At 55.2% G+C, this 21,703-nt stretch carries 19 protein-coding genes; 12 read left to right on the forward strand and 7 right to left on the reverse strand.

Going from position 1 to position 21,703, the window contains the following annotated elements; genetic code table 11:
• Positions 1-21 precede the first annotated feature (21 nt).
• The 4 genes from IEW06_RS08770 to IEW06_RS08785 all read left to right on the forward strand — a co-directional run bounded on the left by IEW06_RS08770 (position 22) and on the right by IEW06_RS08785 (position 3,659).
• A complete protein-coding gene (locus IEW06_RS08770; RefSeq protein WP_187732197.1) occupies positions 22-1,416 on the forward strand; it encodes a bifunctional UDP-3-O-[3-hydroxymyristoyl] N-acetylglucosamine deacetylase/3-hydroxyacyl-ACP dehydratase in 1,395 nt (464 codons plus the stop codon).
• A 137-nt stretch (positions 1,417-1,553) separates the two neighbouring features.
• Positions 1,554-2,357 (forward strand): acyl-ACP--UDP-N-acetylglucosamine O-acyltransferase, encoded by an 804-nt coding sequence (lpxA, locus tag IEW06_RS08775; RefSeq protein ID WP_187732198.1) that lies wholly within the window; start codon positions 1,554-1,556, stop codon positions 2,355-2,357.
• 3 nt (positions 2,358-2,360) lie between these two features.
• Positions 2,361-2,993 (forward strand): ABC transporter ATP-binding protein, encoded by a 633-nt coding sequence (locus tag IEW06_RS08780; RefSeq protein ID WP_187732199.1) that lies wholly within the window; start codon positions 2,361-2,363, stop codon positions 2,991-2,993.
• Positions 2,994-3,308: 315 nt separating this feature from the next.
• Positions 3,309-3,659 carry a hypothetical protein gene (locus IEW06_RS08785; protein WP_187732200.1) on the forward strand — a complete coding sequence of 117 codons (351 nt, stop codon included), beginning with the start codon at positions 3,309-3,311 and terminating at the stop codon, positions 3,657-3,659.
• 65 nt (positions 3,660-3,724) lie between these two features.
• Here the strand turns inward: IEW06_RS08785 and IEW06_RS08790 are convergent, their stop codons facing one another.
• Positions 3,725-4,480: a DUF4197 domain-containing protein gene (locus IEW06_RS08790; RefSeq protein ID WP_187732201.1), complete on the reverse strand. Its 756-nt coding sequence runs from the start codon at positions 4,478-4,480 to the stop codon at positions 3,725-3,727.
• A 102-nt stretch (positions 4,481-4,582) separates the two neighbouring features.
• On the opposite strand from IEW06_RS08790, the gene IEW06_RS08795 reads away from it, so the two are divergent.
• The 3 genes from IEW06_RS08795 to IEW06_RS08805 all read left to right on the forward strand — a co-directional run bounded on the left by IEW06_RS08795 (position 4,583) and on the right by IEW06_RS08805 (position 7,770).
• Entirely contained in the window at positions 4,583-5,833 is a 1,251-nt protein-coding gene (locus IEW06_RS08795) for a competence/damage-inducible protein A (RefSeq protein WP_188548093.1), read from the forward strand.
• 218 nt (positions 5,834-6,051) lie between these two features.
• Positions 6,052-7,491: a dihydrolipoamide acetyltransferase family protein gene (locus IEW06_RS08800; protein WP_187732202.1), complete on the forward strand. Its 1,440-nt coding sequence runs from the start codon at positions 6,052-6,054 to the stop codon at positions 7,489-7,491.
• A gap of 90 nt (positions 7,492-7,581) precedes the next feature.
• The gene (locus tag IEW06_RS08805; protein WP_187732203.1) at positions 7,582-7,770 is read left to right on the forward strand and encodes a hypothetical protein; all 189 of its coding nucleotides are present in this window, start codon (positions 7,582-7,584) and stop codon (positions 7,768-7,770) included.
• 71 nt (positions 7,771-7,841) lie between these two features.
• On the opposite strand, the gene IEW06_RS08810 is transcribed toward IEW06_RS08805, so the two are convergent.
• Both IEW06_RS08810 and IEW06_RS08815 read right to left on the reverse strand, forming a co-directional pair.
• Entirely contained in the window at positions 7,842-9,971 is a 2,130-nt protein-coding gene (locus tag IEW06_RS08810) for a S9 family peptidase (protein ID WP_373285348.1), read from the reverse strand.
• Between the two features lie 154 nt (positions 9,972-10,125).
• Positions 10,126-12,756 carry a valine--tRNA ligase gene (locus tag IEW06_RS08815; RefSeq protein ID WP_187732204.1) on the reverse strand — a complete coding sequence of 877 codons (2,631 nt, stop codon included), beginning with the start codon at positions 12,754-12,756 and terminating at the stop codon, positions 10,126-10,128.
• A 223-nt stretch (positions 12,757-12,979) separates the two neighbouring features.
• Here IEW06_RS08815 and IEW06_RS08820 point away from each other — a divergent pair, with 223 nt between their 5' ends.
• Positions 12,980-13,897: a carbon-nitrogen hydrolase family protein gene (locus IEW06_RS08820; RefSeq protein ID WP_187732205.1), complete on the forward strand. Its 918-nt coding sequence runs from the start codon at positions 12,980-12,982 to the stop codon at positions 13,895-13,897.
• Between the two features lie 84 nt (positions 13,898-13,981).
• The gene (locus IEW06_RS08825) at positions 13,982-15,226 is read left to right on the forward strand and encodes an N-acetyl sugar amidotransferase (RefSeq protein ID WP_187732206.1); all 1,245 of its coding nucleotides are present in this window, start codon (positions 13,982-13,984) and stop codon (positions 15,224-15,226) included.
• Positions 15,227-15,318: 92 nt separating this feature from the next.
• Here the strand turns inward: IEW06_RS08825 and IEW06_RS08830 are convergent, their stop codons facing one another.
• Complete coding sequence (locus IEW06_RS08830; RefSeq protein WP_187732207.1) at positions 15,319-15,669, reverse strand: 4Fe-4S dicluster domain-containing protein; 351 nt, start codon at positions 15,667-15,669, stop codon at positions 15,319-15,321.
• A 241-nt stretch (positions 15,670-15,910) separates the two neighbouring features.
• Here IEW06_RS08830 and IEW06_RS08835 point away from each other — a divergent pair, with 241 nt between their 5' ends.
• Both IEW06_RS08835 and IEW06_RS08840 read left to right on the forward strand, forming a co-directional pair.
• Positions 15,911-16,924 (forward strand): acyl-CoA reductase, encoded by a 1,014-nt coding sequence (locus IEW06_RS08835; protein WP_188548095.1) that lies wholly within the window; start codon positions 15,911-15,913, stop codon positions 16,922-16,924.
• A gap of 113 nt (positions 16,925-17,037) precedes the next feature.
• Positions 17,038-17,337 carry a hypothetical protein gene (locus tag IEW06_RS08840; RefSeq protein ID WP_187732208.1) on the forward strand — a complete coding sequence of 100 codons (300 nt, stop codon included), beginning with the start codon at positions 17,038-17,040 and terminating at the stop codon, positions 17,335-17,337.
• A 51-nt stretch (positions 17,338-17,388) separates the two neighbouring features.
• Here IEW06_RS08840 and IEW06_RS08845 read toward each other — a convergent pair whose 3' ends face one another.
• Positions 17,389-18,261: a nucleoside phosphorylase gene (locus IEW06_RS08845; RefSeq protein ID WP_187732209.1), complete on the reverse strand. Its 873-nt coding sequence runs from the start codon at positions 18,259-18,261 to the stop codon at positions 17,389-17,391.
• Between the two features lie 162 nt (positions 18,262-18,423).
• Between IEW06_RS08845 and IEW06_RS08850 the strand changes: the two genes are divergently transcribed.
• A complete protein-coding gene (locus IEW06_RS08850; protein WP_188548097.1) occupies positions 18,424-19,848 on the forward strand; it encodes a Glu/Leu/Phe/Val family dehydrogenase in 1,425 nt (474 codons plus the stop codon).
• A gap of 85 nt (positions 19,849-19,933) precedes the next feature.
• Here IEW06_RS08850 and trhO read toward each other — a convergent pair whose 3' ends face one another.
• The gene (trhO, locus tag IEW06_RS08855) at positions 19,934-20,887 is read right to left on the reverse strand and encodes an oxygen-dependent tRNA uridine(34) hydroxylase TrhO (protein WP_187732210.1); all 954 of its coding nucleotides are present in this window, start codon (positions 20,885-20,887) and stop codon (positions 19,934-19,936) included.
• A 105-nt stretch (positions 20,888-20,992) separates the two neighbouring features.
• Positions 20,993-21,625, reverse strand: coding sequence for a NeuD/PglB/VioB family sugar acetyltransferase (locus tag IEW06_RS08860; protein WP_187732211.1), 633 nt, complete (start codon positions 21,623-21,625; stop codon positions 20,993-20,995).
• Positions 21,626-21,703: the final 78 nt, after the last annotated feature.

A 21,703-nucleotide genomic window follows, 5' to 3' on the forward strand; every position in this document is an offset into this window, starting at 1 on the left:
CTCACTTCTCACTTCTGAAAGATGAACGACAAGCAACACACTATCAAGTCGCCGGTTACTGTGAGCGGCATTGGCCTGCACACGGGCGTACAGGCCACCATGACCTTTTGCCCAGCACCGGTCGACCACGGCTATAAGTTTCAGCGCATCGATTTGCCCGGCAAGCCCATTGTAGATGCCGACGTTGACAACGTAGTGGACCTTTCCCGCGGCACTACCATCGAGCAGAATGGTGCCCGCGTTAATACCGTGGAGCACACGCTGGCCGCGCTGGTGGGTCTGCAGATTGATAATGTGCTAATTCAGTTGGATGGCCCCGAGCCGCCCATCATGGATGGCTCCTCGTATGAGTTCATCAAACCCTTGCAGGAAGCTGGCCTGGAGGAGCAAAATGCCTTGCGCAACTACTTCGAGATTCCGGAGAGCATTCGGTACGTAGACCACGGCCGCCACGTAGAGCTGGCTGTGCTGCCTCTGCACGACTACCGCGTGACGGTGATGGTGGATTATAATTCCCCCGTACTCGGCTCCCAACACGCCACTCTCACCGATATTACCCATTTCGCGACCGAAATAGCCTCCTCGCGTACCTTCTGCTTTTTGCACGAGCTGGAAGCGCTGTACAAGCAAAACCTCATCAAAGGAGGCGACCTCAGCAACGCTATTGTAGTTGTTGACCGCGTGGTAAGTGAGGAAGAGTTGCACGATTTGGCCGAAATGCTGGGCAAGCCCAAAGTGGCGGTTAAGAAAGAAGGTATTCTAAATAATGTAGACCTGCGCTACAAAAACGAGCCCGCTCGCCATAAACTGCTGGACTTAGTAGGAGATCTGGCCCTCGTTGGTCGTCCGCTGAAAGGTCAGATTCTGGCGGCGCGGCCGGGCCACGCGGCCAATGTGGCGTTTGCCAAAAAGATCAAGAAAAAGATGATGGAGGTGGATTCGTCGCCGGTTCCCACCTATGATCCTGGCCGTGAGCCGGTAATGGATATCAATCAGATATCGGCCACCCTGCCGCACCGCTACCCATTTCTGCTTATCGACAAGATCATTCACCTCGACACGACTACCGTGACAAGCGTGAAAAACGTGACGATGAATGAGCAGTTTTTCCAGGGCCACTTCCCCGGCAACCCCGTTATGCCCGGCGTCATTCAGATTGAAGCCATGGCCCAGACGGGCGGCATTCTGGTATTGAACACCGTGAAAGACCCCGAGAACTATTGGACTTACTTCCTGGGAATTGAGAATTGTCGCTTCCGAAAGCGGGTAGTTCCCGGTGACACTATCATCTTCAAATGCCAGCTCCTTGCTCCCGTGAAGCGAGGTATTGCCAAAATGAGCGGCAAGGCTTTTGTGAATGGCAAAGTGGTAATGGAGGCCGAAATGAGCGCCGCCATCGTCCGCAAAGACGCCTGATTTTTTAATTAATAATTAAGAATTAGTAATTAATGACTGGGGGGCATTTTGTGCGTTGTGCGGCGTGTCTTTCCTTGGTTCCTTGATTATGAATGTGAATTCTTAATTACTAATTATTAATTACTAATTGAATCAGAATGAACCAACCCCTCGCCTATATTCATCCGGAGGCTAAAATTGCGCAAAACGTAGTGGTAGAGCCGTTTACCACTATTGATAAGGACGTAGAAATTGGCGAGGGCACCTGGATTGGGCCCAATGTAACGATCATGCAGGGAGCCCGCATTGGCAAGAACTGCAAGATTTTTCCGGGGGCTGTTATTGCCGCGATGCCCCAGGATTTAAAGTTTGCCGGCGAAAAAACCACGGCCCATATCGGCGACAATACCGTGATTCGGGAGTGCGTAACCGTAAACCGGGGTACTATAGACCGGATGCGGACGGTGGTGGGGGCCAATTGCCTGCTCATGGCTTATGTACACGTAGCGCACGACTGCATTGTGGGTGATAACTGCGTGCTAGCCAACTCTGTGCAGCTGGCCGGCCACGTAGAGATTGGCGACTATGCCATTGTAGGTGGCATGTCGGCGGTGCACCAGTTTGTGAAAGTGGGACCGCACACCATGATTTCGGGTGGCTCTCTGGTACGCAAGGATGTGCCGCCGTTTGTGAAGGCGGGTCGCGAGCCCCTGACGTATAGCGGTATCAACTCAATTGGTCTGCGCCGCCGGGGCTATTCCGATGTGAAAATCAGCGAGATTCAGCAGATCTATCGCCTGCTGTTTTTGAGCAAGCTCAATAACGCCGACGCCCTGGATAAAGTAGAGCTGGAGCTATTACCCTCACCGGAGCGGGATGAAGTGGTGAACTTCGTGCGTAACTCCGGGCGGGGCGTGATAAAAGGATATTCGCGGAGCAGCAACGGCAGTTCCGACTACTAGTTTATGCAGATTCAGGCCACTGGACTGGGCAAGCGCTTTAACCGCGACTGGATTTTCCGGGACCTGACCCACACCTTCCGACCTGGTACTGCCACGGCCATTCTGGGGCCGAATGGCGCGGGCAAAAGCACCCTACTTAATACTCTTTCCGGGCAGCTGTTGCCTACTGATGGCACGCTTACCTATAGTTTGCAAGGCAAGCCTGTACCTGTGGAAGATGTACCAACCCAGCTGGCCTATTGCGCGCCCTATCTGGAGCTCATTGAGGAGCTGACGCTGAGTGAGCTGCTTGCTTTTCATACCCGTTTTAAGCCTCTTCGGCCGGGCCTTAGCACGCAAGGACTGATAGAGCTGCTCTACCTGGAGAAGTCTCGTCATAAGCTTGTGCGCGATTTTTCTTCGGGTATGAAGCAGCGCCTCAAGCTAGGGTTGGCTTTATACAGCGCCGCTCCTCTCCTGCTTCTCGACGAGCCCACCACCAATCTGGATCGTGCTGGCGTGGCCTGGTATCAGGAACATGTGCGCGCTACAGTGGCCGGCCGCTTGGTACTGGTGAGCTCCAACGTGGCGGAAGAGTATGAGTTCTGTGAGGAGCAGCTGGACGTAACCAGCTTTGGCGCTACAGCAGCACGTTAACAAGGAAAAAAGCCCCCCGCTTTTCGTGTAAAATGAATGTTTGACTGGTGTGTGCTAGGTAACTTAATTTTCGCCAAATTGTAAGTGTAACGCAATTTTCTCTCAGCGTTGAAGCTCTTCCATTTGTGCTGATCGGAGCGTAGTGACTAACGCTTCATGGGGCAGGTTTATAGCTGAATGCTCACAAGTGATTCGCTAAAAAACGACTTTATTTCCAACGCGAAAACCATTCGAACCGTATCTTCGCAACTGCCCCTTGGTAGTAGAGTTGCCTAAAGTATTCTTCTTTCACCCATTACCTGCCCTCACACGGCCATGAGACAATACGACGACCTCGACGACGATTCGCTCGATGATGACGAGCTGGATAACTTCGCCAAAAGTGGCGGCCGCGCTGGTATCGGCAGCACTGAAGACCGCCTCAGCGCCAAATATGCCGACTATCTGATGTGGCGCGATACGGGTTCCTCCCACGACGAGGCATTGGACTTGGCCAGCATGACGGAGGAAGAATACACCGCCGCCGAAGCAGCCGAAGACCCGGACAGCAGCGGCTTTGCTTCCCTGGATGATGATGACGACTTCGATATTGCCGACGACGATGATGATTTCGGCAGTAGCCGCTCCGGCCGCAGTGGTCGTGGCAGCGACGATGACGATTTTTAACCGACCATATGCACAAAAAAGCCCCCCAGCTAGATACTGGGGGGCTTTTTTTGTGATTACTTAGGCTAAGACTTCTTACCAAATACCCGCTTAAGCAGTTCGCTGCCGCGAGCCATCGGATTTTCGCGAATGTTGGCTTCTTCCTGCGCAATGAGGGTAAAAAGCCCCCCAATGGCTTTGTCAGTAGCATACTGATTCAGATCGGTGTTGACGGGCTGCACCAGCGGAATGCGGTTGTAGCGCGTGGTCAGGTCGGTGTAGTAGCGGGTGGCGTTCACCTTATCCAACGACTGCTGAATGATTGGTTTGAAGGCTGTAGTGAGTTGGGTGGTAGTGGTGCGGCGCAGATAGTTGGTGGCCGCGTCTTTCTCACCCGTTAGAATGCCCCACACGTCTTTGAAAGTCAAGCTTTTGATAGCGGCCAAAAAGATTGGCTTGGCGCTTTTGGCCGCATCCTCCGCGCCTCGGTTCAACGACAGCTCAAACTTGTCGACCTGCGAACCTAAACCGATGCTGCGCAGCGTGTTGGCTACGCGCTGCGCATCGGGCGGAAACGGAATGCGGATAAGCTTGTTGAGGTAGAAGCCATCCTGCTGCGACGCCTGGTCGGCCCCTTTGCTGATACCTTGCACTAAAGCTTCCTTGAGGCCGCGGGCCGCTTCATCCTGCGTAATGCTACCGGTGGAGCCCTGCGTGGGAGTTTTAGTAGTAGGGGTCGTTAAAATGCCCCCCAGCTTGGGCAGGCGAAAAACCTGCGCTGAAGCGGCCACATGCAAACCAAGCAGAGCAGTTAAAACGAGTGAATAGCGGATCTTTTTCATAACTCGGGGCAACTTAAATGTAACGACCCAACGGGCCGGGCGTACTGGCTAAGGCACAAACCGGACCAAACCATCCTATTTTTTCCTTCCTTATTCCCCTTTATGCGGCAGGTACCTAATGCAGAAATCATTACCATCGGCGACGAGCTACTTTATGGGCAGGTTGTGGACACCAACTCGGCCTTTATGGGCCAGGAGCTAGGCAAGCTTGGTATACGAGTGCGCCAGATCACCAGCGTGTCGGATAGGGCCGCCGAAATCGTGCTGGCCCTGGATGCCGCCCGCGAGCGGGCCGACGTAGTGCTGATTACCGGTGGTCTCGGCCCCACCAAAGACGACCTAACCAAGCATATTCTCACCGAGTATTTCCGCACCGAGCTGGTGTTACACGAGCCTTCCCTGCGCGATGTAGAAAGCATATTTGCCCGCTTTAATAGGCCGATGCTGGAAGTAAACCGACAGCAGGCTTATCTGCCCGCCGCCTGCACACCTGTTCGCAATGCCGTGGGCACGGCGCCGGGCATGTGGTTCGAGGACCGCGACGTAGTGTTTGTGTCGATGCCAGGCGTGCCGTTTGAGATGAAGCGCATGATGACGGACATTGTGCTGCCTAAGCTGAAAGAGCATTTTCATACGGCCCCCATCGAGCACCTGGTTATTCAGACGGTGGGCATTGGCGAGTCGTTTCTGGCGGAGAAAATCTCGGACTGGGAAGACAGTTTGCCCCCCAACTTCAAGCTGGCGTACCTGCCCCACCTGGGCGCCGTGCGCCTCCGCCTCACCGCCACCGACGACGGAATCCCAGACCTTCGTGGTCGATTAGAAGCGCACTTGCCCATCCTTCAGGAGCTAGTGGGCGAGTACATTTTTGCCGTCGGGGAAGTGACGTTGGAGGCTGCAGTGGGTCAACTGCTCGGGGAGCGCAACCTTACTATAGGCACGGCTGAAAGCTGCACGGGGGGCTACTTAGCCCACAAGCTAACCAGTGTGGCGGGCAGCTCGCGTTACTTTCTGGGGGGCATTTTGGCATATCATAACGATATCAAAATCAAACAACTGGGTGTAAGTACCGAAACCTTAGCTGCACATGGTGCGGTGAGCGAAGCCACCGTGCGCGAGATGGCGGAAGGCGCGCGCAAGCACCTCGGCGTAGATGTGGCGCTGGCCACCAGTGGTATTGCTGGACCCGGCGGCGGCACTCCCGAAAAGCCCGTAGGCACCGTCTGCATTGCCTACGCCGATGCCCACCAAACCATCAGTAAGCAGTTCACTTTCGACCGGGGGCGTCAGCTCAACATTGAGTACACGACGACCATCATCCTGAATCTGCTTCGGCAGAGCTTACCGAAGTAAGTTAGGTTGCTTTTGAGTCAGGCTGAATTTTCTAATAAAACGGTGCTGCTTTTTCAGGCTGTGGCTACCTTCTTAAGCAGAGCAGCCCGCCACGCTTCGGCTACTCACTAAAACACCTACCTTTGATGCAGCTTGTGGGCGTCCACCCCGCATACTATGGCGCCCCAAGCAAGTATTCTGACCTTCAACACCCAATAACCCCAACCCCCAATAACCGCATGGCACGAGTGGAAATGGTGATGCCCAAAATGGGCGAAAGCATTATGGAAGGCACCGTCCTGAAATGGCTCAAACAAGTAGGCGACGCAATTGAGCAGGACGAATCAGTACTGGAAGTAGCTACTGATAAGGTAGATACCGAGGTACCGGCCATTCATGCCGGCGTTTTGCAGGAAATACTGGTACAGGAAGGCGAAGTAGTGGCCGTGGGCGCCCCCATCGCCATCGTTGAAACCGATGTAAACAGCGCCAGCGCTTCGGCCCCGGCCGCGGCTCCCGCTGCGCCACAGGCAGCTTCTGCGGCCGAAGCCACCAATGGGCAGGACACTGCCGCGCAGGTACCGCACGTACCCCAGCCCCAGGAAGCGCAGGCAAGCCAATCGGCAGCCCAGCCCCAGCAAGGCCGCTTCTATTCGCCCTTGGTATTGAGCATTGCCCGGCAGGAAGGCATTTCGATGGCTGATCTTGAATATCTGCCCGGCACTGGCAAGGAAAACCGCGTGACCAAGAAGGATATTCTGGACTACGTGGAGGGCGGCAAGAAGTCGTTGAGCCAGACGACCGGGGCAGCAGCTCCTGCGCCTGCCCAAAATGCCCCCCAGGCCGCCTCAGCGCCCGCCACTCAAGCTGTGCAAACTCAGCCTGCGGCTTCGGCCCCAGCGGCGCCTGCCGAGGCAGCAAAGCCCGCCAGCAGCGCGCCGGCCAGCAAGCCCGCCCCATCGGTGAGCGGCAACCAGGAGCTGATCGAGATGGACCGCATGCGCAAGATGATTGCCCAGCGCATGGTGGACAGCAAGCGAATTGCCCCCCACGTTACGTCCTTCGTAGAAGCCGACGTGACGGAGCTAGTGAACTGGCGCAACAAGCACAAGGACGCCTACAAGAAGCGGGAGGGCGAAAACCTTACATTCACGCCTATCCTGATTCAGGCCATTGCCCGCGCTATTCAGGACTTCCCCAACATCAACGTGTCGGTGGATGGCGACTACATTATCAAGAAGCGCGACATCAACATCGGCCTGGCCGTGGCGCTGCCTTCCGGCAACCTCATTGTGCCAGTCATTCACAATGCCGACCAGCTCAACCTGAACGGGCTGAGCAAAAAGGTCAATGACCTGGCTAACCGGGCCCGCATCAACAAGCTGACGCCAGGCGACCTGGAAGGCGGCACCTATACCGTATCCAACGTCGGATCTTTCGGCAACGTGATGGGCACGCCCATTATCATGCAGCCGCAGGTGGCCATCATGGCACTGGGCGCTATCAAAAAGAAGCCGGCCGTGATTGAAACGCCCCAAGGCGATTTGATCGGTATCCGTCACTTCATGTTCCTGTCCCACTCCTACGACCACCGCGTGGTTGATGGCTCGCTGGGCGGAATGTTCGTGCGCAAAGTGGCAGACTATCTGGAGCAATTTGACCCGAATACGGTTATCTAACTTAGCGCTCAATAGCTGGCATAGCGGCGCGGCTGCACTTGAATAAGCCCGTCTACTGGACGGGCTTTTCTTTTTCATAATCAGACTACTATGAAGAATATTTCTTTTCTTATTGCGCTCGTGATTTCCTTGGGGCTTATCATCTTTCTGTACCTACAGCTGACCTCAGCGCAAGAGGCGCTGCGCCGAGCAGAGCAGCGATACGCTGACTGTGAGAAGGTGACATTTCAGTTGCAAAATCAACTAACGGCTAAGCAGCGAGCAGACGAAGCTAAATAAACTGCCTACCAGTCCAGACACAAAAAAAGCCCCCCAATCAAGTGACTGGGGGGCTTTTTTATGGACAGATTTTACGACTTGATTCCGAGGAGCATCAGCATAAACGCCTGCTGCCGGGCCACGTCGCGGATGGACTTGAAGCGGCCGGAAGCACCGCCGTGGCCCGCGGCCATATCGGTATGCAGGAGCAGCAGGTTGTTATCGGTTTTCATAGTGCGGAGCTTGGCAACCCACTTGGCAGGCTCGAAATACTGTACCTGCGAATCGTGCAAGCCGGTAGTAACGAGCATATTGGGGTACGGCTGCTTCTTCACGTTGTCGTAGGGCGAGTACGAGAGCATATAGTCGTAGTACTCCTTCTTGTTGGGGTTGCCCCACTCGTCGTACTCGCCGGTAGTCAGCGGAATGCTTTCATCCAGCATCGTGGTCACCACGTCAACGAACGGTACGCCCGCCAACACGCCTTTGTAAAGCTGAGGGCTCATGTTTACGACGGCGCCCATCAGCAGGCCGCCGGCGCTGCCGCCCTGGGCAAACAGCTTGGCGGGCGAGGTAAACTTCTGCTGAATCAGAAACTCAGAGCAGTCGATGAAGTCGGTGAAGGTGTTTTTCTTCTTCAGCAGTTTGCCATCCTCGTACCACTGCCGACCCATTTCCTGTCCGCCCCGGATATGGCAGAGCGCGTAGGCAAAGCCCCGATTCAGCAAGCTCAGACGAGCAGCACTGAAGGTAGCGTTGGAGATAATGCCGTAGGAGCCATACGCGTACTGTAGCACCGGCGCATTGCCGTCTTTCTTAAAACCCTTCTTATAGACAATGGAAATCGGAATCTTGGTGCCGTCTTTGGCCGTGGCGTACACGCGCTCCGTCACGTAATCTTCCTTGTTAAAGCCCCCCAGCACGGCCTGCTCCTTGAGCAAAGTCTTCTGGCGAGTGTTCATGTTGTAGTCGTACGTGGAGTTGGGCGTGGTGAGCGAGGTGTAGGAATAGCGTAGCACCGGCGTGTCAAACTCGGGGTTCACGCTGATGCTGGCCGAGTACGTGGGCTCGCCGAAGTTGAGGTAGTGCTCCTCGCCTTTCCAGGGGCGCACGCGCAGACCCAGCAGACCTTCCTTGCGCTCACCCAGCACCAGGAAGTTCTTGAACAGCTCCATGTTCTCCAAAAACACGTCTTTGCGGTGCGGGATAATCTCCTTCCAAGCGGTTTTGGCGGTGTTGCTCACAGGCGTTTCGAGCAGCCGATAGTTGGGCGCGCCCGCATTCGAGCGGATATAGAATTTGTCCCCCAGGTGGTCCACGTCGTACAGATGATCCCTCTCACGAGCCAAAAATACCTTGGGTGCGGCCGTGGGGTTGCTGGCGTCGATGTAGCGCAGCTCCGAAGACATGGTGCTGCCCATGCCGATAAAGATGTATTTCTTCGACTTTGTGCGGCCTACGCCCAGGTTGAAGGTGTTGTCCTTTTCTTCGTACACCAGCACGTCCTGCTTGGGGTCGGTGCCCAACGTGTGCCGGTACACCTGATACGGCAGCAGCGTGGTGGGGTCTTTTTTAGCGTAGAAAAGCGTTTTGTTGTCGGTGGCCCACACGGCGTTGCCACTAGTATTCACGATTTTCTCGGGGTACAGCTTGCCCGTTTTCAGATCCTTGAAGCGCAAGGTGTACAGGCGGCGGCTCACCGTGTCGGCGCCGTAAGCCATGACCAGGTTGTTGTCACTAACCTCGTAGCCACCAATCTGAAAGTAGCTTTTGTCTTTACCTAACTCGTTGGCATTGAGCAGGATTTCTTCCGGCGCCTTCATATCGCCTTTTTTGCGGCAGTAAATCGGGTACTCGCTGCCCGCCTCGTAGCGGGTGTAGTAATAATAGCCGTTGTCGCGGTAGGGCACCGATTCGTCCTGCTCTTTTATGCGCCCTTTAATCTCGTTGAAGAGCTTGTCTTCCAGCTCCTTGGCGGGCGCCATCTGCTTGTCGAAATAAGCGTTTTCGGCGTTGAGGTAGCTGATTACTTCGGGGTTTTCGCGCTCATTCAGCCAGTAATAGTTATCGGTGCGGGTACCGAAGGGCGAAGTGAGCTGCTTGGCCTTGATGGGCGCGAGAGGCGGAGTGGTCATGGAGTAGGTAGTAGGCTGGGTCTGGGCCTGCGCCACGCCGAGCGTCAGGGCAAAGGCGCCAGCCAGCCAGCGTAAGGAATGATTCATAGAGTGTTAGGCTGAGTTGGAGTTTAGAACAAGCTAAAGATACTGAAATCAATCAGCCTTGCTTGTAGTGCCAGCTATTTCCCTCCGGAAACTTTTATGCGCAAAAAAGCCCCCCAAGTTCACTCTGGGGGGCTTTTTTCATAAAAACATGTTTCTACAGCGCGGCCAAGCTTTGCTCCAGCGCCGTGATTTTGCCTTCTGCGTCGGCTTGCTTTTGGCGCTCCCGCTCCAGCACGTCGGGCTTGGCATTTTGCACGAATTTCTCGTTGCTGAGCTTCTTCATCACCGATTCCAGGAAGCCGCGGGCATACTCGATTTCCTTGGTCAGGCGCTCGCGCTCGGCCCCTAAATCAATGTGGCCTTCCAGAGGAATGAAGAACTCACCTGTACCCAGCACGAAGCTCACAGAGCCCGTTGGGGCAGCATCCACGAAGCTGATGTCGGTGAGCGCTGCCAGCTTGCGAATTACGCCGTCATAGTCGCGCAGCAATGCCGTTTCATCCGTTTTCGCCGCCAGCGTCAGGGGCTTGTTAGGGCCGATGCCTTTCTGATTGCGCACGTTGCGGACGCCGGCTACTACCTCCAGCACTTTATCCATGCGGCTGAGGATGTCGGCAGCATTCGACATTGGCTGTGGCTTGGGCCAAGCGGCCACGCACACGTACTCTTTCTCACCGCGCTCGGCCAGCTCATGCCAAATTTCTTCGGTAATGAAGGGCATGAACGGGTGCATAAGTTTGAGCAAGGTTTCGAGGTAAGCCGTGGTCTGGCGCAGCGTCGCCGGGTCGATGGGCGCCTGGTAAGCCGGCTTGATCATTTCCAGATACACCGAGCAGAAATCGTCCCACACGAGTTTGTACACCGTCATGAGCGCATCCGACATGCGGAACTTGGCGAAATGCTCATCCAGCTCCGTCTGCGCGCTTTGCAGCTTAGCCGCGAACCACTCAACGGCCTTTTCATTGGCAAACGGCAGCTCCTGATTGACTTCCCAGCCCTGAGTCAGGCGGAAGGCATTCCAGAGCTTGTTGGTGAAGTTGCGGCCCTGCTCCACGAGGCGAATATCGAAGAGTAAGTCATTGCCAGCCGGCGACGAGAACAGCATACCCGTTCGCACGCCATCGGCGCCGTACTGGGCAATCAGGTCCAGCGGATCGGGCGAGTTGCCGAGCTGCTTGCTCATCTTGCGGCCCTGGTCGTCGCGCACGATGCCGGTGAGGTACACGTTACGGAACGGCACCTCTTTGCGATACTCCAGACCAGCCATAATCATGCGGGCCACCCAGAAGAACAGGATTTCGGGGGCCGTTACAAGGTCGTCGGTGGGATAGAAATAGTTGATGTCGGGGTTGTCAGGATCCTTGAATCCATCGAACACCGAAATCGGCCACAGCCACGACGAGAACCACGTATCCAGCACATCCTCATCCTGACGTAAATCACTGATTGTCAAAGCAGCGTTAGCACTCTTCTCACGTGCTGCTTCAAGAGCTTCTTCCGCAGAAAGAGCAACTACAAAGGAGCCATCAGGCAGGTAATATGCCGGGATGCGCTGCCCCCACCACAGCTGCCGCGAGATGCACCAGTCGCGCACGTTCTCCATCCACACCCGGTACATGTTCTTGAACTTGGGCGGGTGCAGCTTTATTTCATCGTTCTCAACTACGGCCAGCGCCTTCTCGGCCATCTGGTCCATTTTGCAGAACCACTGCATGCTCAGGCGCGGCTCAATCACGGCCCCGGTGCGCTCCGACGTTTGCAGCACGCTGGCGTACTCCTCGATTTTGTCGAGCAAGCCGGCAGCCTGCAAGTCCTTGGCTATCTGCTTGCGGGCGGCAAAGCGGTCCTGGCCCACATAAAGCACAGCCTTTTCATTCAGCGAGCCGTCATCGTTGAGAATGTCAATTACGGGCAGATTGTGCTTTACGCCCAGCTCATAGTCGTTCAAATCGTGGGCTGGCGTTACTTTCAGTGCGCCCGTGCCGAAATCGATGGCTACATAGTCATCCAGAATAATCGGAACGGCGCGGCCCAACAACGGAATGCTTACTTGCTGGCCGTGCAGGTGCTTGTAGCGCTCATCGTTCGGGTTTACGGCCACGGCTACGTCGGCCATAATGGTCTCGGGCCGCGAGGTAGCTACGGTCAAAAACTGGCCCTCCTGCCCTACTACCGGGTAGCGCAGATGGTACATTTTGGCCTGAGTGTCCTTGGCAATTACTTCCTCATCGGAAATGGCGGTCCGGCCCTGCGGGTCCCAGTTTACCATGCGAATGCCGCGGTAAATCTGGCCTTTCTGGTACAAGTCCACGAATACGCGCAATACGGCGTCGGTCAGCTCCGGCTCCATGGTGAAGCGGGTGCGGTCCCAGTCGCAGGAAGCGCCGAGCTTCTTGAGCTGCTCCAGGATGATGCCGCCGTACTTTTCCTTCCATTCCCAGGCGTGGGCCAGAAACTCCTCGCGGGTCAGTTCGCGCTTATCAATGCCTTTTTCCTTGAGCAGCGCTACTACTTTAGCTTCGGTGGCAATGGAAGCGTGGTCGGTGCCGGGCACCCAGCAGGCCTCTTTGCCCTGCATGCGAGCCCGGCGCACCAGCACATCCTGAATGGTATTGTTGAGCATGTGGCCCATGTGCAGCACGCCCGTCACGTTGGGCGGCGGAATTACTACAGAGTAGGCAGGCTTGCGCGGGTTGGGCTTGGCTTTGAAGAAGCCCTGCTCCTGCCAACGTGTGTACCATTTGGCTTCTACGTCGGCGGGAGTATAGGTTTTGGCGATGGACATGGGCGCTGGGGGGCAAATTCAGTTCTAAACAAAGACAAAAGTAGGCATTTCAACCGGGCAAATGCCCCCCAGAGCATCAGTTTGGCTAAACCGAAAAGGAATGTCAATTCTTATCTTCTGATCCTACCTTTGATGCCGAAAATGACTTGACCGATCTGCCAGGATAAGCCGAGTTTGTTTTTTGCTTTATTTTTAGTGCTTCGTTCACCGTTTTTCTATCGGCATGGCCGCTTTATTCTCTTTCCGAAAAGCACCAAAAGCTGCCCTCAGTACGCCTGAGCCGGTAATTTTGCCCCCCACTGCCTCCGTCCGTATCGGGATGGGGCAGCTGCTGGTAGAAGGCGGCGAGCCGGCACGCAACCTGGAGCGCGCCGCCCGCATGATCGGTGAGGCGGCACAACAAGGCTGCGAGTTGGTTTTATTGCCCGAAACGCTGGACTTTGCCTGGACGCATCCCAGTGCCCTGACCGAGGCTCAGCCCATTCCAGGACCTTTCAGCGACTTGCTTTGCCAACAGGCAATCAAGTATAAGATTTATGTGTGCGCGGGCCTGACCGAGCGTCTGAATGGTCGCAACTACAACGCCGCTATTCTGATAAATCCGGAAGGCGAAATTATAGTTAAATATCACAAGATCAACTTGCTGTCCGTAGAATTACCGTTCTATGCAGTAGGCCAGACCCTGAACGTGGTGGACACGCCTCTGGGTAAAATCGGGGTTAATATCTGCGCCGACAACTACCTAGATGGCTTGCCCATCGGCCATACGCTGGCTCGCATGGGCGCCGAGTTTATTATCTCCCCTTCCTCCTGGACCGTCGATTATTCGCTGACGGAAGAAGATGATCCGTACCGCGAAAAGTGGGTAAATCCCTTTTCCATTCTGGCGCGGCTGTACAATGTGGTGGTGGTGGGCACCACATCAGTGGGCTATATTGTGGGAGGGCCGTATGAAGGCAAAAAAAGCGTGGGCTGCTCGTTAGCGGTCGATGCGAGCGGCGTACGCGCCCAGGGTACTTTTAATGAGTTTGCGGGTGATTTGGTAGTGGCCGATTTGCCGCGCCCTGTTCGTCCGGAGCAGGGAACGGCCATTGGCGAAATGCTCCAACGCAAAGGCTATCAGTTTGATAAGTTGCTTTAAAATAACGCCTATCTCTTTATTCACGTTATAAATCTTACTAAGCAAAGCTTCAAATTTCATAGTCGTTCACTTTTCCTTTGCCGCTTGTCCGCTCCTCTTCCCCCTTCTTCCAGCGCTCCCATCACCTCAACTGAGCCAACTGCTGCCACTGTGCCCGCTTTTCAGCTGAAAGCGCCCGCCCAGCGCTGCACCCGGTGTATTATGGATAGTACCGTGCCTGGTATTGCGTTTGATAACCGCGGCGAGTGCAGCTTCTGCGCCCTGCACGATAAGCTGGACCACGCCTTTCCGCTGGGCGAAGCCGGCCGCCTGCAAGTGCAAAAGCTGGCTGATGACATCAAGCGCACCGGCAAAGGCAAGAAGTACGACTGCGTGCTGGGCGTAAGCGGCGGCCGCGACAGTTCCTTTACGCTCTGGTATTGCGTCACGAAGCTGAAGCTGCGCCCGCTGGCGGTGCATTTCAATGATGGCTTCGGCAACCCCGTGGCAGGCGAAAACATGGTGAAGGCTTGCCGCAAGCTGGGCGTGGAACTGCGCACCATCACCTCCGACTGGCGCGAGTCCAAGGACCTCAAAATTGCTTTTCTCAAAGCTTCCACTCCCGATATGGAGGAAGGCACTGACCTAGGCATCGCTACGGCGCTCTACGGCGTGGCCGCCAAAGAAGGCATTCAGCGCGTGGTGATTGGGCAGAGCTTTCGGACGGAAGGAATTTGCCCCCTGTCGTGGAACTATCTGGATGGCCGCTACCTGAAGGCCGTGCACAAGCGCTTCGGTACAGTGCCGCTGCGGCCCTGGTCGCCGGCTGATCCGGGCTTTAATCTGGATCTGAAGGAGATGTTCTACTATGCCTTCGTGCGCCGCATCAAGACCGTGACCTTGCTGTATCATGTGGACTATGTGCGCGCCGACGTAGACGAGCTGATTGCCCGTGAGCTGGACTGGGTGAATCCGGGCGCGCACTACTTCGACGACCTGTACCAGAGCGTTATCTATTACCTCAACCGCACCAAGTTCAACATCGACCGGCGGCTTTTCAACTACTCAGCCTTGATCCGCTCGGGCCAGATGACGCGCGAAGAAGCGCTGGAGCGCACCTCCCGTATAAATTCCATCGAAGACCCGCGCGTGATTGACCTCTGCATCAAGCGCCTGGGCCTCACTCGCGCGGAGTTCGACCAGATTGTAGCCGCGCCGCCCAAAACATTCCGCGACTACCCCAACAACTATTCGCTTATTCGGCGTCTGCGCTGGCCCATTAAAGTGCTCAGTCAGCTGAATCTGATTCCGGAGTCGGCGTATGACAAGTATTTCAACTGCGGATCCTAAACCCTTGATTTAGAAAATAAACCAACCAAAAAAGCCCCCCAGAATGTTTCTGGGGGGCTTTTTTAAGCTGAATCTTAAATATCAAGCCCGTTCTAAGCAGTAAGATGAAGCCACTCCTTCTTTTTGAGCAGCTCATCCTGAGTTTCGCGCAGATCGGGGTCGTCCACACAGCAGTCTACGGGGCACACGGCGGCGCACTGAGGCTCTTCGTGGAAGCCCACGCACTCGGTGCACTTATCAGACACGATGTAGTAGTATTCGTCTGAAACCGGGGTTTGGGGTGCCGTGGCTGATACTACGGCTCCACCATCCACTTCCACTTGCTTCAAAGAAGTGCCATCGGCCCAGCGCCACTGAGCACCACCTTCATAAATCGCGTTGTTGGGGCATTCAGGTTCGCAGGCACCACAGTTGATGCACTCGTCGGTTATCATTATGGCCATAGCCGCAGTCGTCTTGGTTTGGGTACTAGTTATGGAACATTTACGCTTACGCAAAGATGCCCCTCAAAAGTTTGTTAGGACCAGCAAAAGTAGAAACTAACCTTGTTTTAATTTTGAATGTTCAGCTTTGAGGGTTGATTAATAAAAAAATGCCCCCAAGCCTTACTCCGCAGTGGTAGTATACCGCCAAAGTAGTAGTAGTAGTACCACTCCTCCTCTTCTCGTATCAGAACACTGAAAAATGAATCATACCGAACGTTTAGCCTCTTTCATTGCCCTTGGCCAGCGCCTCCGCCACCTGACCGAGGATGAAAAAGCCGACCTCTTTAGTCGGGCCCGCAACAATAATTCGTGGTTCGATGCGCCCAACGTAGCCTCGGCCCTAGACGGAATTGCGCGTTTGCTGGAAGAAGACAGCTTCCGGACCTGGGCAAATCGCTACCCCGCCGAGCCTCCTACGCCGCGCGCCGTGGGCGTTGTAATGGCAGGCAATATTCCGCTGGTGGGCTTTCATGATTTGCTGTGCGTGGTGCTCAGCGGGCACAATCTGTTGGCAAAACCCAGCTCCGATGACAAGTTTCTGATGCATTGGATTGTGGATGAGCTGACGCGGATTGAGCCGCGTATGGCTGAGCGCATCACCTTCGTGGAGCGCCTGAATGCCGCCGACGCGTTCATTGCCACCGGCTCCGACAACACGGGCCGCTACTTTGAGTATTATTTCCGCCATAAGCCCAACCTCATTCGCCGCAACCGCACCAGCCTGGGCATTCTGACCGGCCAGGAAACCCCGGAGGAGCTGGCTGCATTGGGTGCCGACATCTTTCAGTACTACGGCTTGGGCTGCCGCAACGTATCCAAGCTATTGGTGCCGAAGGACTACCGCTTTGATAAGCTGCTCGATAATCTTCAGCCCTGGGAGCGCGTGCTGGAGCAGAATCGCTATCAGAACAACTACGACTACAACAAAAGCATTCTGCTGGTAAACCGCGTGCCCCACTTAGACAACGGCTTTGTGCTGCTCACGGAAAGCGCCCAGCTCGTGTCGCCGATTTCGGTAGTGCACTACGGCACCTACCGCGACGAGGCCGACCTTCAGCAGCAACTAGCGCAAGTAGCCGAGCAGACGCAGTGCCTGGTGTCGGCTGGGGGGCTTTTTCCGGGCAGTTTCGCCTTTGGCCAGGCCCAGTGCCCCAGCGTGAGCGACTACGCCGATGGCGTGGATACGATGGCTTTTTTAACGGCTTTGACGTAAATAAAACAGATGCATAGGCCCTGGGGCGCTTACTTGAGCTGAATCGTTTTGCCGTCTTACGGTGCTGTTTCTGCTGGTTTACGAGCACGTTGAACACCTAACCGCTTTGTGCCATGAACGCTGACTTTACCGATGTTGTGACAATCGAAAAAGAAACGATTTCCGGCCAAATCTTCCCCCACGAGGATGTGCTTCCTGATACGGAAGCTCAGCGCAAGCGCCGCCGTGATGCTGAGCGCGCTGCCACCTTAGGTAATGGGTACCAAGGCAAGCTGGATATCTATTTTCAAACTGCTGACGGCGTCACCAAGCGGGTACAAACCACCGTGTGGGCTGCCCACGAAGAATACATCACGCTAAAAGCAGGAGCTACCATTCCGCTGCGAGCCATCCTGCACTTCGATTTTTACTAACCAAAAAAGCCCCCCAGAGATGCTCCGGGGGGCTTTTTTGGTTAATAGTTATCAGCAACGATCCAGCGTTTTGGCAATCAAATCGCTCATGGTTTGCTCGGCGTTGGTGGCAAATTCGCCGGTAGCACGGTTCGCCACAATCGCATTCAGCGACACGATTTCGTGGCCCAGCATGCGACCCAACGCGTAATAGCCGGCAGTTTCCATCTCGAAGTTTGTCAGGCGAAATTCGCCTTCGGCGCTTTCGTACCGGAAGTTCTGGAACTGCTTAATCAGGTCGGGCTGACGCAGATCGAGGCGGAGGACGCGGCCCTGCGGACCATAAAAGCCAGGGCAGGTGAGCGTGTTGCCAGTCAGCATGCCGGCCCCAATCTGCTCCCGAATAAGATCGTGGCCACGCACGCAGTACGGCCGATAATCAAGCTGCAAGGCCTTTTGTATGCCCGCGCCGACTTCCACCTCCAGGCCGGTTTCTACCAGCGGATAAAACTGCATCAGGGCATCGAGGCCCACGCCGTGCTCGGTCACGAGGTGCGCGCCCAATGGAATATCAGGCTGCAATGCGCCGCTGGTGCCTACCCGAATAATACGCAGCGTGATGCGCTCTTCCAGAGGCCGCGGCTCGCGGGTTACGAAGTCAATATTTACCAGCGCATCCAGTTCATTAAGCACGATATCAATGTTATCGGTGCCGATACCGGTAGAAATTACCGCTATCCGCTTGCCCTTGTAATAGCCCACATGAGTCACAAACTCGCGCTTGTTTACCTGCGTTTCAATGGAGTCGAAGTGCTGACTTACCAGTGCCACCCGGTCAGGGTCGCCAACGGTGATAATAGTTTCGGAAATATGATCGGGCAGCAGGTTGAGGTGATACACGCTGCCGTCGCGATTCAGGATGAGTTCGGAGTCGAGAATAGGCATAGGAAGAGGAATTTGAAAGTGACGCGGAAGCGGCAAATTAGTGATATACTGTTACGCAGCGGCCCAGGCATAGTTTGCGGGCTCGTCCTCTTCCGGTTGAGATACAACTGATTCCGGACTTCACTCGTTGGAATTAAGATACATCCACCAACGCCCCATCCCATGAGCAACACCCAAATTCAGGGAAAAGACTTTTATAATAGCGTACTGCAGTTCTATGATCAGGCCGCGCAGTTTTCCAAACTCGATCCGGGCATTCTTTCCCAGATTAAGGCCTGCAACAGCATTTACAAGGTTAATTTCCCGGTTGAGGTCGATGGGCATGTACAGGTTTTTGAGGGAATACGGGTGCAGCACAGCCACCACAAGCTGCCCAGCAAAGGCGGTATTCGCTACAGTGTGTATGTAGATGAGGAGGAAGTGATGGCTTTGGCCACGCTTATGACCTTTAAATGCGCCCTCGTCGATGTTCCCTTTGGTGGGGCGAAGGGGGGCGTCAAAATCAACCCGCGTACCAGCTCCGTGGAAACGCTGGAGCGCGTAACGCGCCGCTATGCCAGCGAACTGATCAAGAAAAATCTCATCGGGCCGGGCATGGACGTGCCTGCCCCCGACTACGGCACCGGCAGCCGCGAAATGGCCTGGATTGCCGACACGTATCTGGCGTTCAAATTCGGCGACACCAACGCGCTGGGCTGCGTAACCGGCAAGCCCGTAGGCCAGGGCGGTATCCGCGGCCGGACGGAAGCCACTGGGCTGGGCGTTTTCTTCGGCTTGCGCGAGCTATTGGCCGACGGGGAGCTTCTCAAGAAACTCGGGATGACCAGTGGTATGGCCGGCAAACGCATCATAGTGCAAGGCCTGGGCAATGTAGGCTACCACGCGGCTCACTTCTGCGAGCTGGAAGGCGCCATCATCACAGGAATTGCCGAGCGTGAGGGGGGCATTTTTAACGCCGATGGCCTCGATGTAGCCGCCGTGTTCAAGCACCGCACCGAGAGCGGCTCCATCCTGAATTACCCTGGCGCACAGAACGTAGCCGAAGCCAGCCAACTGCTGGAGTATGAGTGTGATGTATTGTTGCCCGCTGCCTTAGAAAACCAGATTCACGCGGGTAATGCCGCTCGTATCAAAGCCCGGATAATTGCTGAAGGAGCCAATGGCCCTACCACGAAGGATGCTGAAAAGATTCTGATAGAGCGCGGTGTTGTCATCCTGCCCGACCTATACCTGAATGCGGGGGGCGTTACGGTTTCCTACTTCGAGTGGCTGAAGAATCTCTCGAACGTACGCTTTGGCCGCATGGGCAAACGGGCGGAAGAAGCCTCCCTGCGTCGCTTGGTATCCACCATCGAACAAACCACCGGCAAGAGCATCAGTGCCCAGGAAAGGGAGTTGATCATTCAGGGCGCCGACGAAACCAGCCTCGTGCGCTCTGGCCTGGAAGACACCATGATTGTGGCTTACCATGAGATCAGAGAGGTAATGCACCAAATAAAAGGCATTGAAGATTTGCGCACGGCCGCCTTCTACAGCGCCATTGAGAAAGTGGGTGTCAGCTACCAGTCGTTGGGTATTTTCCCATAACCTGCGCACCTTTTTCTAGACAGCCATTAAAAAGCCCCCCAGAACTGTTCTGGGGGGCTTTTTTTGATAAAAACAAACGCAGGAGTTACAACGTGGGAGCCCGATAAGATAGCAGGCCTTGCTCCGGGCGGTAGTTGTTGCTCAGCTTAAAATAAGTGCCCGTTCCGTCGTAGGCCCGCTTATCGGGGTGGGCCTGGCAGGTGGTTGAACACGCACCCTCGAGTTCCTGGCCACAGTTTTCGCAGAGCGCTAAGTGAGCGTTGCAGTGCGGATTGGCGCAGTTGACGAGTCTGTCGGAAGGGGCCTGGCAGTGGTGGCAGTAGGAAATAATGGTAGGATTAACGCTGTTCACATCGACGGCCACGCGGTTATCGAAAACGTAGCATTTGCCCTCGAAATCTTCGCCACCTTCTTCAATACCATACTTGATAATGCCCCCGTGCAGCTGGTACACGTTCTCGAAACCCTGCTCCAATAAGTAGGCGCTAGCTTTTTCGCACTTCACGCCGCCCGTGCAGTAGGTCAGGATTTTCTTGTCCTTAAACTCCTTTAGTCGCTCTACCCGCTCAGGGAAGTCGCGGAAGTTTTCCATGTCCAGGGTAACGGCGTTCTTAAAACGACCCACATTGTACTCGTAGTCGGAGCGCACATCGACTACTACCACATCGTCGCGGTCTTTAAGCGCCTTAAACTCCTGGGGCGAGAGGTGTTGGCCGGTGCGCTCGTGAGGCCGCACATGACGGAGGCTGCTGTGCACAATTTCAGGCTTCACGCGTACGTGCAGCTTCTGAAAGGTATGCGCAGGAGCTTCGTCAACCTTAAACTCCAAGGCCGCAAAGCGAGGATCAGCTTTTACTATCTGCATATACTCCTCGCAGTCGGCCGCCAATCCTGACACCGTGCCATTGAGGCCTTCAGACGCCACAATGATGCGACCCAACAGCTTCAAACGCAGACACAGCCGATGATGCTCCTCACGAAACGCCTCCGGATTCTCAATCGGTGAATAGCAGTAGTAAAGCAGAACGCGGTAATCCATGTTAGTAATTAAGAATTAGTAATTAAGAATTAAGAATGACGAATTAATGCTGCGTTTCCGGCAGGGAGTTTCTCCCATTATTAATTCGTCATTCTTAATTACTAATTAAACCTTAGCGGCCGGGTTGCCAAACACCGTTTGGTTGGCCGCAACATCAGCCACTACCACCGAGCCGGCGCCAACGCGGGCTTTGGCCCCGATCTTAACGCCCCCAACGATGATAGCGCCAGGTCCGATGAATGCCTGCTCGGCCAGCACGGCACCCGCATTGACGATGGCGCCCGCGCCCACCTGCACAAAGTCGCCCAGCTCTACCTGCACGTCAATTACGGCGTTGGCCCCAATGAGGCAGCTGTTGCCCATTTTGCTGTTGCTCGATACGACGGCCCCGGCCCCGATGAGGTTGCCATGACCCAGCCACGCCTGCTCCGAAACGCTGGCGCGGGCATGAATAGCATTCACGGGCACTACTTCGTACTCATCGCGGAGCATATTGGTGAGGCTGCGGCGGCTGGCCGTATCCTCGGTGGCCACAAACACCTCGCACTTTTTGCCCAGAAGCTTAAGCAGCTCGCGGTCGTCTGTGTTGCCCATCACGGGCACGTTGTTTAGCTCGGTATTCTGCAGCTTAGCATCGTCGTCGAGCAGACAATACACAACCACGTCGTTGCTTTGAAAGGCATCTAGTGCCGTTGCGCCCAGACTTTGAGCGCCCAAAATGATAACTGGATTTTCCATGCGAAGCGAAAATGCCCCCAGGGGCGATTTTTTCTAAACCACAAAGATACACCCTGCCGCGAGTGGGGCCAAGTATTG

The sequence above is a fragment of the Hymenobacter qilianensis genome (assembly GCF_014638675.1).
Taxonomy (GTDB): domain Bacteria; phylum Bacteroidota; class Bacteroidia; order Cytophagales; family Hymenobacteraceae; genus Hymenobacter; species Hymenobacter qilianensis.